Here is a 16,397-nt window from a genome sequence, read left to right as displayed (position 1 = left end):
AGCTATATATGTTAAAATTCCTGAAGGCGCTTGGTAATGGTCTGATCGTGGTTGTCATCTTCGTGCTCCTGGCGCTTGGGATTGCTACCACCGCATTACAGCTCCCTTCGGTGCAAACATGGGCCGTAGGCTACCTCACGGCCGATATTTCCGGTAAACTCGGCTACCCGATCACCATCGAAAAGGTCAATATCAAATGGTTCGACGTCGTGTCGCTGGAAGGCGTTTCGGTGAAGGATACTTCGGGCGCGGATATGATCGACGTCGGTCGGCTGGATGTGAACCTGAATGTAAACAACATCATCCGCGACTCTGCGAAGGAGATATTTCTCGACGAAGTCAATGTATTCCAGCCGAATGTACATCTGGTAATTGTCCCCAAATCGGGCGATCTCAACATCGACGGGTTCATTGCACGCATTAATGAACTTACTGCCCCTGCCGTGCCCCGGCCGCCCAATGCGCCCGAAAACAATACGCCTTTCATCATCGGCAAAGCGAAGGTTATCGACGGTACTTTCGGTTACGACGATCCCCGCCAGCCGCGCGACCGCGGAGCGAGGGTGTTCGATTACTCGCATTTCAGCCTGAAACACCTCTACGGCGAGCTCAGCGATTTCCTTGTTCAGGGAGATACCATTGCATTTCGTGCCAAAAACCTGAAAACGGTCGATAAGCAGACCGGCCTGGAAATGCACGACCTCGATACGAAATTCCTTTTTTGTCAGAAGAAAATGGAGCTGAAAGAGCTCGATGCGCACATCGGTAACTCGCATTTGAAGAACGAAGTCATATTCTACTACAACCGGTCGGGCGAGCTGGGCGATTTTAACCATAAGATCCGCATGAAAGGCCACCTTGTAGGCAGCCGGGTAGATTCGCGCGACCTGGGGTTGTTTTCGAGTTATATCGATGCTTTGGATGAAACCTGGCTCATATCGGGCGACTTCAACGGGAAGGTGGATGATTTTATGGTCTCCAATACTGATCTGCGTTTTGGCAAAGACAGCCGCCTCGTAGGCGATATCGGTTTCAAAGGGCTTCCAACGATCGAAGGCGTGCTGATGGACATCCGGTTGTCTGCCTCGAAAGTCGACCCGACGGATCTTGTGCAGTACTATCCTGAATGGGACATGCACCCGGATCTGCAAAAATTCGGTTATACCGTGCTGGACGGTACATTCAAGGGCACATTGGAGGATTTCGCGGTGAATGCGTCGGCATCGTCGGAGCTGGGCGAGCTCTCGGGCGACCTTGTTTTCCACATTGCTGATTCAAAAACGACTACCTATTCCGGGGAAGTGAAAACGTCGTCTTTCGGGCTTGGTACGCTGCTGGAAGATGAAGACAACTGGCAAGAGCTGGATTTCGACGGGAAAGTGTACGGCAAAGGTTTGGAGCTTTCGGTGGCGTCCGCGGATATGAATGCGATCGTGCACCGGGTCGGTTTCCGGAATTACGATTACAAAAACATTCGCTTGAAAGGCAATCTGCAAAACCAGTATTTCAATGGCCTCGTGAGCGCCCGCGACAGCAACCTGGCGGTGAGCCTCGACGGAGAGTTCGACCTTTCCAAGCAGCAGAATATGTTCGATGTGAGAGGGTTAATCGAAAAGGCCAATCTGAAAGAACTCGGTTTCAGTGAGGACCCTATTACTCTTCGTACGCAACTGAATGTGAATGTAACGGGTAACACCGTCGACGAGCTCGTAGGCGACGCCCGGTTGCTCGATACCTACCTCGTTATGACCAACAAAGAGCGCAATCTCGTGGTGGATACGCTCGAATTTTCTTCCCGCAACCACCTCGGCAAGCGCAGTTTGCAGGTCGATAGCGAGTTCCTGACCGCAAAAGTGGAGGGTAACTTCCTCCCTACACAGGCCTGGAAAGACGTGAGCCAGGTTTTGGAAGAATATAAATTGTACTTCTTCGAAAACGAGGCCAGCAGGAATGAATATTACGCAAGAAAGCCTTTGAAAATGCTCTCTCGGAGGTATCAGATCGACTATGCGGTGCAAACGCACAACTTGTCGCGGTTCCTCGCATTCCTCAGCCCGGACATTTACATCTCACGCGGTGCCAAAGCGGAAGGGATTTTTAAAATGGACAATACTGCCGTACTCACTTTCAATGCGGTGTCGGATACCGTGAGTTATGGTAAAAACCAGTTTATGAAAGCGGAGGTGGACGTTACCACTTCGAAATTCGTGAACAGCGCCGAAGTACTCGCGTCCATTCTCGTGACTTCCGACAAGCAGCAGATCAGCAGGATGGTACCCACAGAGAAAATGGAGCTCGAAGGTACCTGGGATGTGGACCATATCGATTTCAACGGGGCGGTGCATCAGGTCAAAAGTACTAACAAGGCCAATCTGGCGGGAGAAATACGCTTCCTGCCGGCTGGTTTGGATATTGGTTTTAAAAACTCAAAACTTAACCTGCTCGACGAGGAATGGAATGTGCCTTCGGAAAGCCTGATTTCGATCGTGGGTAACGACATTACGATGTCGAATCTGGGCCTGGTGAGTGGGAAACAGCGTATTTTCCTCAGCGGAACGGCGTCGGAAGATCCGGATAAGAGCCTTTTGCTGGATATTAAAAACTTCAAACTGGCCAGCTTGAACCCGGTTTTCAACACCCGGCTGTCGGGTATTATGGACGGCTCGGCCAAGGTGAAGGATATTTACAACAGTGTCATCCTCGACGCGAATTTCGCGATCGAAGGTTTGGGTTACGGGCAATACGAATTCGGTAATCTGCTCGGTACCGGTGACTGGGACCAGACGACTAGCGAGTTGCAGATCGACGCACAGCTTAACAAGAATGCGCGCCGGGTTTTCAGCCTCGTAGGCTCCTACCGCCCGAAACTCGAAACGAATACGCTGAATCTGAAAGCCATTTTCAACCAGGCCGATTTCAAGGCGCTCGAACCATTTGCCGAGGGCCTCGTGTCGGATATCAGCGGCACGGCGCAGGGCGTGGTGTCGATCCGCGGCGTGGTGGATGCGCCGGTTTTGGAGGGATCGCTCACTGTCGACAAGGGCCGGATGAAGTTTGATTACCTGCAATCGGTGTTTACATTCAGCGATAAAATCAACTTTACCGAAAGCGAGATCACGGGCAACAACATTCTCGTCACCGACTCCGATGGCAATACGGCGACATTGCGCGGCGGGGTTTTTCATGACGGGTTTAAGTATTTTTCCCTCGGGTTCAATGCCGACCTTCGCAATTTCAAAATTCTGAACACCATTGCGAAGGACAATGACATGTTCTACGGCACGGCCTATGTTACCGGCCCCGTGGCAGTCTACGGCCCGATCGACAAGCTGAATATCGAGGCCAATGTGACCAGTAATAAGGGCACGCGCATTCACATTCCGCTGGATGGTGCTACCGAGGTGGTAACGCAGGACTATATCCAGTTTGTAAGTAAAATGGCGCCGGTCGACAGTACAACCGGCGTTCGTACCGATTCCGTGGCCCGGAGCCAGATCGCCGGCGGCATTAAGATGGATTTCAATTTCAACCTTACCCCCGATGCGACTTGCGAGATTATCTTCGACCGGCAAACCGGCGACGTGCTGCGCGGCAACGGCAGCGGGCGTCTCAACCTGAACATCGATACACGGGGCGATTTCACCATGGCCGGGACTTACGAGATCGAGAAGGGCGAGTACAACTTTACATTGCAGAATGTCATCAACAAGAAATTCAATATCAAACCGGGTAGCCGGATCATCTGGGCGGGAGATCCCTACGGTGCGCAGCTGGATGTGAAAGCCGGGTATACGCAGATGGTATCGCTACTGGGCGTGCTGCCGAATACGAGCAATCTCGGAACCACCAGCGGGGATGCATTGTCGAGAAGATATCCCGTGGAAGTGACCATTGGTTTATCCGAACGGCTCATGTCGCCTACCATCCGGTACGACCTTAAAATCCTGGATAACCCGTCGCTGAGCCCGTACCGCGGCCAGTTGGAAGCATTTCAGAACAAACTGAAATCTGACGAGCAGGAGCTGAGCCGGCAGGTGAGTAGTCTTTTGGTGGTGAACCAGCTGCTGCCCGAAAGCAGCCTGGCGACAGTCGGTAGCCAGAACTTCCTGGGAAGCAGCATCAGCGAGTTGGTATCCAACCAGATCAGCCGCTGGGCTTCGGGGATCAATGAAAACCTGGAAGTGGGGGTTTCGGGCCTGTCTCTGGATCAGAATGCTTTGAATAACCTGCAACTCCGCTTCTCGTACCGCTTCCTGAACGACCGCTTCCGCGTCACGCGCGACGGCCGCTTTACGTCCGGTACGCAATCGCAGACCGGCGCTTCACAATACGATGCCGCCACATTGCTCGGCGAATGGACATTGGAATATTGGCTCAATGCCAGAGGTTCGGTGCGGGTGAAAGCCTATAACCGGAACATTCAGAACAACCTCATGTTCAACACCGGTACCTTCACGACCGGCGGCGTAAGTATGCAGTTCACCCACAGCTTCAACCGCTTCACCCGCGCCCCGAAGCCGGGTGTACGGATTCCTTTCCTGCCCGATTCGACCAGGAGTGGCGCCCGGCAGAATGCGCCGCAGGACACGACGGGGAAATTGATTTCAGAAAAACAAGCTACGCACTAGCGCCCGCTGCCAGTTCCTGCTTGATCGCGTGAATGCGGTCGTTGAAATGCAGGTGCGGGAAATCGAGGCCGGGCACGCAGGTTGCATTGAGGTAATCCTGCACTTCTTTCGGATGCGGCACGCGCTGGCCCGAGGCAATGCTGATATGCTTGGAAGTGGTCCAAAGCACGGTTTTGAGCTCGGTACGGAGGTCGTTGGTCATGAAATACTCGGTCACCATCGTGTCTTCGTTGAAGTAGATCACGCGCGACGTAATGCGCACCCACTCGCTGATGCGCGCCGGGCGCACATAGGAGATCTGGTGCTGGTACACGACCCAGCTCGTGCGCAGCTCGCGGAACATCGCTTCGAAACTGAAACCATATAGCTTGGAAACCTGGTCCTCCCGCGCATTGAAGAAGTAATCGAAATATTTGGAGTTGTTCAAATGCATCAGCGGATCGCAATCCTGGAAGCGGATGATCACCCTCGATTCCGCCTCGACGGGCATGTCGGATAGTTTGGCAGTAAACAGCATGGTTTTGAGTTTATCTTGTTAGAAGTGTCATTCTCCCCGGTACCGCACGGCCAACCCGCTCAGCATATAGCCCTCCTTGTCCACACTCGTGTAGTATTTGTATTTTACATTAATAATGGCGTCCGCGCCGATTTTCTGCGCTTTCATCACCAGCCGCGCCGTCAGGAGCTCTTTGGTTTTGGCATCGTTTCCACGGAACATCATTCTTTTATCTTTCGTCTGATCGGCCGTAAGCGAATCCTCGCTGCCGATCTCCACCACGGCCAGTTCGGAATAGGGGCGTTCCAGCGGCTGGTTATCGTACAGCACTTCGATGGGGTATTTGGTATTGGAAGAAATCGGAATTCCGCTACCTGCACAGGCGGAAAGCAGGGCAGCGGCAAGAACTGAAAACAGGATCGGGGCTTTTTTAAAGGTATTCATATGCATTCAATGAGGGACTTTTTTAAAAACTTATATGCAACCAGTACACGCGGAATGCGACATTATGTTGCAACGTATATTATTTTGCCATTTGTCACCAATCCATTGGTAAATGTGATATTGTGCATTATTTTCAAGGATTATAAATCTAAACTAATTGATTTTAATATGGTCATGAAATCTAAAAGAACAAATTTGTTCAGGCAGGGCTCGTTGGTCGGGCTGATGCTCGCTGCGATGCTGGCTATGCCCTCCGAAGCACAGCAGCTGCCGAAAGGGGTGACGAAAGTGACCTCGGTCGAAGGCATTACGGAATATAACCTCGAAAACGGCCTGAAAGTACTGATGTTCCCCGATCCTTCGAAGCCGACCATTACGGTGAACGTTACTTATCTGGTAGGTTCACGCCACGAAGGCTATGGTGAAACCGGTATGGCCCACTTACTCGAACACCTGGTTTTCAAAGGCTCTCCGAAGCATACCAACATTCCCCAGGAGCTTACCGAACATGGTGCGCGGCCCAATGGTACCACGTGGTATGACCGTACCAACTATTTTGAAACTTTCTCGGCGTCCGATGAAAACCTGAAATGGGCGCTCGACCTCGAATCCGACCGGATGGTGAATTCGTTCATTGCCAAAAAAGACCTGGATAGTGAATTCAGTGTGGTGCGTAATGAGTTTGAATCCGGTGAAAACAGTCCGTTCCGCGTGCTGATGGAACGGGTGATTTCAGGCGGTTTTTTGTGGCATAATTACGGCAAATCTACCATCGGTAACCGTTCCGACATTGAGCGGGTGCCGATCGAAAACCTCCAAGCGTTTTACCGGAAATTCTACCAGCCCGACAATGCGGTACTGACCGTGGCGGGGAAAATAGACGAGGCCAAGACGCTGGCATTGGTGAATGATTATTTTGGTAAAATAGCAAAACCCACCCGCGTTCTTCCCAAATCCTACACCGTGGAGCCTACCCAGGACGGCGAGCGTTTCGTGGAGCTCAAACGCACCGGCGACGTGCAAATGCTGATGGCCTTGTACCATATTATGCCCGGCTCCCACGCCGATTATCCGGCCATGGAAGTGCTCACCGAAGTGCTCACCACCGAACCGAATGGGCGTTTGTACAAAAACCTTGTAGAAACCAAGAAGGCATCGTCACAATTCGGATACACTTTCCAGCTGTACGATCCCGGTTTTGTATTGTTCGGAGCTGAAATCCTGAAAGAGAAATCGCTGGATGAGGCCAAGAAAGCATTTACTGCTACCCTCGATTCCACTGCGACGATCAAGCCTTCGAAAGAAGATGTGGAAAGGGCAAAAACGACGATTCTTAAAAACTGGGACCTCGAATTCCGGAACTCGGAAAGGGTGGGGCTGAGCATCAGCGAATCCATTGCGACCGGCGACTGGCGCCTCGCATTCCTGTTCCGCGACAATATCCGCAAGGTAACCCCGGAAGATGTGGCCAAAGTAGCCCAGCATTATTTCAAACCGTCCAACCGCACGCTGGGTACGTTCATGCCGGAAGCTAACCCGGTGCGGGCGGAGATCCCCGAAGCACCGAAAGTGGCCGATCTGGTGAAAGATTACAAAGGCGAGGCCGTGGTAGCGGAAGGCGAGGCATTCGACCCGTCACCAGCCAACGTGGAGAGCCGTACGGCGCGCGTGGAGAAAGCCAATACCATTGAAACCGCATTGCTTCCTAAAAAGACGCGCGGTAATGTGGTAGCTGCCCGCATTACGCTGCGTTATGGCGACGAAAAAAGCCTGCAAAACAAAGCGACCGTGTCCGATCTGACTGGCTCGATGCTCGACAAGGGTACCAAAACCAAAACGCGCCAGCAGGTGAAGGACGAGTTCGACCGCCTCAAAGCGCGTGTGAGCTTCTTCGGCCAGGCCAACCAGGCGGGTGCAAGTGTTGAAACCACAAAGGAAAACCTGCCGGCTGTGATGAAACTGGTAGCGGAAGTGCTCAAAACACCATCATTCGACGAAAATGAGTTTGAGAAACTGAAACAGGAAGAACTCGCCGGCATCGAATCGCAGCGCAGCGAACCGCAGGCGATCGCATTCACGCAATATCGCCGCCTCGTTTCACCCTATCCGAAAAGCGATGTGCGCTATGTGGGTACATTCGATGAGGATGTAGAGAGCATCAAAGCGACGACGATTGATCAGATCCGCCAGTTCCATAAGGATTTTTATGGTGCAAATAATGCATCGGTGGCCGTGGTAGGTGATTTCGATAAGGATGCGATCCAAAAAATCCTGAACGACGAGTTCGGTAGCTGGAAGAGCGCCAAGCCGTTTACCCGCATTGCCTCGCCTTACCAGCCCGTGAAATCGGAGAACAAATCCATCGAAACGCCTGACAAGGCCAATGCGATGTTTATCGCCGGATTGAATATGCCGTTACAGGACACCGATCCCGATTATGCGGCATTGATCATGGGTAACTATATGCTCGGCGGCGGCTTCCTGAACTCGCGCCTTGCTACGCGCATCCGCCAGAAAGAAGGATTGAGCTATGGCGTAGGTTCGCAATTCTCGGCCAGCCCGCTGGATAAGAATGGTACATTTATGTCGTATGCCATTTACGCGCCTCAAAACGCGGAGAAACTGGAAGCTGCATTCAAGGAGGAGATCGATAAGGTGATGAAGGAAGGGTTTACGGCGGACGAATTGAAGGCTGCGAAATCGGGTTACCTGCAATCGCGGCAGGTATCGCGCTCGCAGGACGCGGCGCTCACCAACACGCTCACCAGCAACCTCTACCTGAACCGTACCATGCAGTGGGATGCCGATTTTGAGAAAAAAATCGAATCGCTGACGCCTGATCAGATCAAAGCCGCATTCAACAAACACATTGATTATAATAAACTTGTGATCATTAAAGCGGGAGATTTCGAGAAGGCCAAAAAAGGCGCTCAACCCGCTGGTGCGCCTGCTCAGCTGGGCGGAAGCGATAAAAAGTAAAAATTAAAATAAGATTAAGATTCAGGGAACCGGACGTGAAAAGCACGCCGGTTTTCTGCTTTTAACCGTAGTACATCTTTATCTTTGCCGAGTATTTACACGGAACCTTACTGCTGTCAATAGCATCGCTAATGAAATTGATCTACCATCCGCTTCTCAGAGTTTTGTTCGCCGGGCTTGTGCTAAGCCAACCCGTTTTTGCTCAAACCAAAACCAATCCTGCGGCCGCTACCAAGCTGGCCAGGCCTAAACTGGTGGTAGGAATGGTTGTCGATCAGATGCGTTACGATTACTTGTACCGCTATTACGACAAATACAAAGAGGGCGGTCTGAAACGGCTCATGAACGAAGGCTTCAATTGCCGCAATAACCATTACCATTACGCATTGACCGTAACCGCCGCCGGCCATTCGGCCGTTTATACCGGCTCGATGCCTGCCATGAACGGCATTGTGGGTAACGACTGGTACGATGCCGCGCAGGCCAAAAATGTGTATTGTACGGACGATGCCAGCGTGGCGACGGTAGGTAGCAGCAATGTGACGGTAGGTAAAATGTCTCCGAAAAACCTGCTCGTAACCACGGTAACCGACCAGCTCCGCATTGCTACCAATTTCCGTTCGAAAACGATTGGCGTCGCCATTAAAGACCGGGCGTCCATTCTGCCGGCAGGTCATGCGGCGTCGGGCGCTTACTGGTTTGATTCCAAAACCGGCAATTTTGTGACGAGTACCTATTACACCAATGCATTGCCGCAATGGGCCACCGATTATAACAACCTGAAAAAGCCGGCCGAATACATGGGCAAAGGCTGGAATACGCTGCTGCCGGTTGCACAATACACCCAGAGCTCGCCGGACGATGTACCCTGGGAAGGTAAGCTTTCGACCGCAACCAAGCCTGTATTCCCGCACGACCTCACAGGCAATGCGGGCGATGCATACGGCCCGATGACCACTTCGCCCTGGGGCAACACCATTACCAAGGAAATGGCCATCGCGGCGATCAAAGGTGAAAACCTCGGCAAAGGTGCCGATACGGATTTCCTCGCGGTAAGCTTTTCGTCTCCCGACCGCATTGGGCATATGTTCGGGCCGAATTCCGTAGAGCAAGAGGACGACTACCTGAAACTTGATATGGAATTTGCCGATTTCTTCAACTTCCTCGATAGCTGGGCCGGAAAGGGCAACTACACCGTATTCCTCACCGCCGACCACGGCGCCATGGATGTGCCCGCATTCTGGCAGGAGCACAAGCTGCCGGCGGGATTGATGAATGCCACTACCCTGACCCGCACCATTGTGAAAGCATTGAACGATGCGTACGGCGAGGCAGAGTACGTTTCCGCATTCGAGAACTACCAGCTTTACCTCAACAAAGTGATCCTGAACGAGAAGAAGATCACTGTCGCCGACGTGTACCAGACATTGCGCGATGCATTGCAGGCTGTGGACGGCGTGGCCGATGTGATCAACCTCCGCGATATGGGTAAAGCGCCATTGAATACCTACCAGTTGGAGCTGTTTAAAAACAATATCAATGCGAAACGCAGCGGCGACTTGCAGGTATTGCTGCAACCGGGATGGTTCGCATCGACCATGAGCACCGGCACCGACCACGGCACACCTTACAATTACGATACGCATGTGCCGTTCCTACTTTACGGCTGGGGTATCAACAAGGGCGAGACGCTCCGCCGTACTTCCATTGCCGATATTGCTCCTACTATCTCCGCATTGCTGCACATTCTGCCTCCAAGCGGGAATGTAGGTAACCCGGTTCAGGAAGCACTCAAAAAGTAAATTAAAGAAGAATATCCGCTGCGGGGCCTGCCGGGCTTCGCAGTTTTTTGTTTTATCTAAATCCCTTGACTGTGAGAAAATTAGCTTGCTGGGTATTGGCTGCAATGGCAACGACAGCCGTTTCTGCACAAACTCCCAAAAAGTCCGCTACTACCGCCGCGAAGTCCCCAGCTGCGAAGGCTGCTGCAAAAGCATCTACCCTTGCCCGTCCCAAACTTGTTGTAGGTATCGTGGTGGATCAAATGCGTTACGATTACCTGTACCGCTATTATGATCAATACACCGAAGGCGGGTTCAAAAGGATGATGAATGAGGGTTTCAACTGTCGCAACAACCATTACAGCTACGCGCTTACGGTGACGGCCGCAGGTCACGCATCCGCATACACGGGCTCGATCCCGGCGATCAACGGGATCGTGGGTAACGAATGGTACGACCCCATTGCCAAGCAGGATGTGTATTGCGTGGAGGACAGTACGGTGAAAACGGTGGGGAGTAACAATGTAGCCGTAGGCAAAATGTCGCCCAAAAACCTGTTGGTAAGCACAGTTACCGACCAGCTGCGCATTGCTACCAATTTCCGCTCCAAAACCATTGGTGTAGCCATCAAGGATCGTGGATCAATCCTTCCAGCCGGCCACGCGGCGAATGCGGCCTACTGGTTCGATTCCAAAACCGGTAACTGGGTAAGCAGTACCTACTACATGGAAGATCTCCCGCAATGGGCCAAGGATTACAATGCGAAGAAAATGCCTTCGGTGTATGCGCAAAAGGGCTGGGACCTTCTTTTGAGTGCCGATGCTTACACACAGAGCTCTCCCGACGACGTGCCCTGGGAAGGCAAGCTGCCCGGAGCTAAAAAACCGGTATTCCCTTATGAACTCGTGGGAATGGCGGGCGATGCATTTGGTATCGTGACCGACACGCCCTGGGGTAACACCCTTACCAAGGAAATGGCCATCGAAGCGATCAAAGGTGAGCAGCTTGGCAAAGGAAAGGATACCGATTTCCTGGCGATCAGCTTTTCGTCGACGGATAAGATCGGGCATAGGGTAGGGCCTAACTCCATTGAGCAGCAGGACGACTTTCTCCGCCTCGACCGCGAGTTTGCCGATTTGTTCAACTTCCTCGATGGCTGGGTGGGTAAAGGCGAATACACCGTATTCCTCACAGCCGACCACGGGGTAGTGGATGTGCCGGGCTTCGCGAAGGAACACAAGCTGCCATCCGGCCTGGTGGATCGTAAGCAGCTCACCAATGCTGTAACCGATGCATTGAACGAAGCATTTGGAAAAGAAAAATACATTGTCGCTACCGACAACAACCAGCTGTATTTCGACCACAGCCTTTTGAGAAAAAAGAACATTACCATCGCCGCCGCGCATAGCGTGGTACGCGACGCGGCATTGACCGTACAAGGCATCGCCGACGTGATCGACCTGACCGACATGGGTAAGGCGCCGCTGAATACCTACCAGTTGGAACTCTATAAAAACAATGTAAATGCGAAGCGGAGCGGCGATTTGCAGGTGATTTCGCAGCCGGGCTGGTTCTACGGAACTGCTACCGGAACATCCCACGGAACGCCTTACAATTACGATACCCAGGTGCCATTTGTGATGTTCGGCTGGGGTATTAATAAGGGAGAGACTGTCAAAAGAACTTCCGTTTGCGACATTGCGCCTACCATCGCTTCATTGCTGCACATTTTGCCGGCCAGCGGCAACATTGGCCATCCGGTGGAGGAAGCATTGAAGAAATAATTTTTAGTAGTAAATCAAAAAAGCCGTGTGTACGAATCGATCGTGCACACGGCTTTTTGTTTTTTGGTTAGATACTCGATCTCAGGATTCTTCCACGATGAGGACAATGCCTTCCGTTTTCTTGATCACTACTTTGCTGCCGGCAGGAATGTTCTCATGATTCTCCGAAATGGCTTTCCATTCGGCACCGCGGTAGTAAATCCGGCCTTCGCCGTTGCCGGGAATGTCGCGGATCACCATGGCGGTTTCACCGGTAAATTCGCTGTATTCGGGAGTTGAGCGGCGTTCCAGGAGCCGTCGGGCATGTTTCCGGAGCACGAGCAGGGAAACGAGCGAGATAGCGGAGAATGCCAGTATCTGGCTTTCGGTGCTCGGCAGCAGCCCGATGGTGGTTAGGAGGGATGTCAGCAACGCGCCTACTGCGAAAAAGATGAATACGAGCAGGACGCTGACCAGTTCTGCGAGAAGCATTACCAGCCCTACGATGAGCCAAATCTGTGGTAAGGTCAAATCCATGATACTAGTGCTTCTGTTCAGATGATTTGACTACTGTTAATGCCGTCGCGATGAGCGAACCCATATCGGCAAGGTTGGCGGGGAGGATGAGCGTGTTACCGGCTTTGGCAATTTTACCAAACTGCTCCACATAATTTTCGGCTACTTTCAACTGGACTGCCTCGGCGCCGCCTTCCTCGCGGATCGCCTGAGCTACCAAACGGATACTTTCGGCGGTCGCTTCTGCAACCGATTTCAATGCCGAAGCCTCACCTTCCGCCTCGTTGATCTGCCGTAAACGGATACCTTCCGATTCCAGCACGACTTTCTGTTTCTGCCCCTCGGCGACGTTGATTGCCGCCTGCTTTTCACCATCCGATTGCAGGATCACCGCGCGGCGTTCCCGTTCGGCCTGCATTTGTTTTTCCATGGCATTCAACACGCTTTGCGGCGGGGTAATGTTCTTGATTTCGTAGCGCAATACCTTCACGCCCCAGCCCGTAGCCGCTTCATCGATCGATTCCACCACGGCACGGTTGATGGTCATACGTTCCTCGAATGTCTTGTCAAGATCCAGCTTACCGATCTCGCTACGCATGGTGGTTTGGGCTAGCTGGATTACCGCAAAAGTGTAGTCAGAAATGCCGTATGCGGCTTTTCGCGGATCTATTACTTGTATAAAAATGACCCCGTCCATGCGCACCTGCACGTTGTCGCGGGTGATACAGATCTGCTCGGGAATGTCCACAGCGGCTTCTTTGAGCGTGTACTTATAGGCGATCCTGTCGAAAAAGGGAATGATGAAGTTCACGCCCGGTTGCAGAACGGCGTAAAACTTTCCCAGACGTTCCAGAATGTAAGCACTTTGCTGTGGGACAACCTTGACGGTCATCAGAATGGTGAGCACCACCAGTACGAGCAGAACAATGAAAGGGGTCATAACAAGTCGGTTTTAAGGTCTATGGCGAAAATAGCCATAACCCTACTTGCTTCCTATTGTTCCGGGATTAACATACAGGGAAACTTGCCTATCGGTCGATCACTGGGATAGGCGGTTGAAATTAAATATAATTATTTCAATATTTCTTTTGATATAACTATTTTCTGTATTTCGCTCGTCCCCTCACCGATGGTGCAAAGCTTGCTGTCGCGGTAGAATTTTTCAGCAGGGTAATCTTTTACAAAACCATAACCACCAAATATCTGAACAGCCTCGTTGGCAACGCGCACGGCGGTTTCCGACGAATGGTATTTGGCTACCGAGCTCGCGAGCGTCACTTTTTCGCCTGCGTCTTTTAGTTCTGCCGCGTGGAAAGTCAGCAACGAAGAGGCTTGCACATCGGTATACATATCCGCCAGCTTGAATGCAATGGCCTGAAAGTCGCAGATCGCCTTGCCGAACTGCTTGCGCTCTTTGGAATAGGCCAATGCGGCCTCGTACGCACCCCAGGCCGTACCTACGCCCAATGCGGCAATGGATATGCGGCCGCCGTCGAGCACTTTTAATGATTGTATGAATCCGTCGCCGATCTCGCCGAGGCGCTGGCTGTCGGGGATGCGGCAATCCTGGAATAGTAGTTCTACTGTTTCGGAGGCGCGCATGCCGAGTTTATCCTCCTTGCGCCCCGGGCTGAAACCCGGCGTGGTGGCGTCCAGCACGAATGCGGTGGCGCCGTGCTTGTCGCCGGGCTCGCCGGTACGGGTCATTACTACGAGAACATCTGCGCTTTTGCCGTTGGTAATGAAGTTTTTTGAACCATTAATTACCCAGTCGTCACCATCCCGCACGGCTACTGTACGCATATTCCCTGCGTCGGAGCCGGTATTGGGCTCGGTAAGGCCCCATGCGCCCACGAGTGCGCCTGAGGCGAGGCCGGGAAGGTATTTTTGCTTCTGCTCGTCGGTGCCGAACATATATATATGATTAGTACAAAGCGAATTGTGCGCTGCCATCGACAATGCAACCGACGGGTCGACCTTCGCGAGTTCGACGATGGCGGTAACATATTCACGGTAGCCGAGTCCGGCGCCGCCGAGGCTTTCGGGAATGAGCATTCCCATGAGGCCGAGCTCGCCCATTGCTTTGAAAAGTTCTTTCGGAAAATGCTGCTCTTCGTCCCAGGTGCGGATGTGTGGCTTGATGTGCAGCGCAGCGAAATCCCTGACGGTTTGTTTGATGAGGTTACAAATTTCGTCGGAGGGGTTCTTAGTCAGGTTATCTTCTCGTGTGTCCATAGGTGTTGATGATTATATTTGTGTGATTACCCAATGATAGTGAGAATGCAACAAATTCGCTAGCCAGTAACGAACAAATCCAAATCGCGACGGTGAACATTCGCTTAAAAAAATTACTTTTGCAACCGTCCTCACGCACTGGACTTAGTTAAGTACAATTCCCGGATTTTATTAAACAAGTGCCAAAACAGCTATATATAATTAACCGTTTATGAAAATTGCAGTAGTAGGAACAGGATACGTCGGGTTGGTGACAGGTACCTGCTTTGCCGAGACCGGCAACCAGGTGACTTGCGTCGACATCGATGTCAGAAAGGTTGAACGCCTTCAAAAAGGAGAAATACCCATTTACGAGCCGGGCCTCGACGTTCTTTTCGACCGCAATGTGGCGGAAGGACGCTTGTTGTTTACGACGAGTTTGGCCGAAGGTATCAAGGATGCGCAGGTGATATTCCTCGCATTACCAACGCCTCCGGGAGAAGATGGCTCCGCCGACCTTAAATATATTCTAGGAGTTGCCAACGACCTCGGGCCGATCCTCGATCAGTACGCGGTGATCATCGACAAGAGCACGGTTCCCGTGGGAACGGCCGAGAAAGTGCACGCTGCGATCGCGAAAAACGCGAAAGTGGATTTCGACGTGGTATCCAACCCGGAATTCCTCCGTGAAGGTGTTGCCGTGGAAGATTTTATGAAGCCCGACCGCGTGGTGGTGGGTACTACCTCGGAAAAAGCCAAAAAGGTAATGGAGAAGTTGTACGCTCCGCTCGTACGCCAGGGCAACCCGGTGATCTTTATGGATGAGCGCTCGGCGGAAATGACCAAGTATGCGGCTAACTCGTTCCTGGCTATGAAGATCACTTTCATGAACGAGATCGCGAACCTTTGCGAGAAAGTAGGTGCCAACGTGGACGATATTCGTCGTGGTATCGGAACCGACAGCCGTATCGGCAAGCGCTTCCTTTTCGCGGGTATCGGATATGGCGGTAGCTGTTTTCCAAAAGATGTTCAGGCATTGGCGAAAACGTCCAAAGATTACGATTACGATTTCCGGATCCTGAAATCGGTGATGGATGTGAACTACGACCAGAAGAAGAAATTGCTTCCGATGGTTGAGAACTACTTTGCCAGCGACCTGAAAGGCAAGACGATCGCCGTTTGGGGATTGGCATTTAAGCCCTATACCGACGATATCCGCGAAGCACCGGCATTGGAAAACATCGAAGCATTGCTCGCGGCCGGTGCAAAAGTAGTGGCTTACGATCCGGAAGCGATGACGAATGTGAAAGGTATTCTGGGAGATAAGATCACTTTTACCCACACGCCTTACGCAGCGCTCGACGATGCGGATGCATTGATGATCTTTACCGAATGGCCTCAGTTCCGTACGCCGGAATTTGAAAAAATGGGTAAACTGCTGAAAAACAAAGTGGTTTTCGATGGCAGGAACCTGTACGAACTCGATCAGATGCGCGAAATGGGTTATACCTATTACAGCATTGGTCGTGAGAAGGTGGTGCCGGCCTGATCATAAATTAGTAAATACTCTAACTTA

General features: G+C 52.0%; 10 protein-coding genes. 5 read left to right on the top strand and 5 right to left on the bottom strand.

The annotated features are described in order from the left end of the window. The first annotated feature begins 8 nt into the window (after positions 1–8). Positions 9–4,628, top strand: coding sequence for a translocation/assembly module TamB domain-containing protein (locus BLQ88_RS07765; RefSeq protein WP_090148187.1), 4,620 nt, complete (start codon positions 9–11; stop codon positions 4,626–4,628). On the opposite strand, the gene BLQ88_RS07760 is transcribed toward BLQ88_RS07765, so the two are convergent. Both BLQ88_RS07760 and BLQ88_RS07755 read right to left on the bottom strand, forming a co-directional pair. Beyond that, a complete protein-coding gene (locus tag BLQ88_RS07760) occupies positions 4,618–5,145 on the bottom strand; it encodes an acyl-CoA thioesterase (protein WP_090148185.1) in 528 nt (175 codons plus the stop codon). The genes BLQ88_RS07765 and BLQ88_RS07760 overlap by 11 nt on opposite strands. A gap of 27 nt (positions 5,146–5,172) precedes the next feature. Continuing rightward, entirely contained in the window at positions 5,173–5,574 is a 402-nt protein-coding gene (locus tag BLQ88_RS07755; RefSeq protein ID WP_229212615.1) for a hypothetical protein, read from the bottom strand. A gap of 162 nt (positions 5,575–5,736) precedes the next feature. On the opposite strand from BLQ88_RS07755, the gene BLQ88_RS07750 reads away from it, so the two are divergent. From BLQ88_RS07750 to pafA (BLQ88_RS07740), 3 genes are all read left to right on the top strand, one after another. Beyond that, entirely contained in the window at positions 5,737–8,547 is a 2,811-nt protein-coding gene (locus tag BLQ88_RS07750; RefSeq protein ID WP_090148436.1) for a M16 family metallopeptidase, read from the top strand. 131 nt (positions 8,548–8,678) lie between these two features. After that, a complete protein-coding gene (gene pafA, locus BLQ88_RS07745) occupies positions 8,679–10,349 on the top strand; it encodes an alkaline phosphatase PafA (RefSeq protein WP_090148182.1) in 1,671 nt (556 codons plus the stop codon). 104 nt (positions 10,350–10,453) lie between these two features. Then, positions 10,454–12,112 (top strand): alkaline phosphatase PafA, encoded by a 1,659-nt coding sequence (gene pafA / locus BLQ88_RS07740; protein WP_090148181.1) that lies wholly within the window; start codon positions 10,454–10,456, stop codon positions 12,110–12,112. A gap of 81 nt (positions 12,113–12,193) precedes the next feature. Here the strand turns inward: pafA (BLQ88_RS07740) and BLQ88_RS07735 are convergent, their stop codons facing one another. From BLQ88_RS07735 to BLQ88_RS07725, 3 genes are all read right to left on the bottom strand, one after another. Then, positions 12,194–12,628: an NfeD family protein gene (locus BLQ88_RS07735; protein WP_090148179.1), complete on the bottom strand. Its 435-nt coding sequence runs from the start codon at positions 12,626–12,628 to the stop codon at positions 12,194–12,196. Positions 12,629–12,632: 4 nt separating this feature from the next. Then, positions 12,633–13,547 carry an SPFH domain-containing protein gene (locus tag BLQ88_RS07730; protein WP_090148178.1) on the bottom strand — a complete coding sequence of 305 codons (915 nt, stop codon included), beginning with the start codon at positions 13,545–13,547 and terminating at the stop codon, positions 12,633–12,635. Positions 13,548–13,678: 131 nt separating this feature from the next. After that, positions 13,679–14,842 carry an acyl-CoA dehydrogenase family protein gene (locus tag BLQ88_RS07725; RefSeq protein ID WP_090148176.1) on the bottom strand — a complete coding sequence of 388 codons (1,164 nt, stop codon included), beginning with the start codon at positions 14,840–14,842 and terminating at the stop codon, positions 13,679–13,681. Between the two features lie 211 nt (positions 14,843–15,053). On the opposite strand from BLQ88_RS07725, the gene BLQ88_RS07720 reads away from it, so the two are divergent. Beyond that, a complete protein-coding gene (locus tag BLQ88_RS07720) occupies positions 15,054–16,370 on the top strand; it encodes a UDP-glucose dehydrogenase family protein (protein WP_090148175.1) in 1,317 nt (438 codons plus the stop codon). Positions 16,371–16,397 lie beyond the last annotated feature (27 nt).

The sequence above is a fragment of the Dyadobacter soli genome, from assembly GCF_900101885.1.
GTDB lineage: Bacteria > Bacteroidota > Bacteroidia > Cytophagales > Spirosomataceae > Dyadobacter > Dyadobacter soli.
The sequence above is the reverse complement of the archived record's forward strand: the minus strand, read 5'-3'. Positions and strand labels throughout refer to the sequence as shown.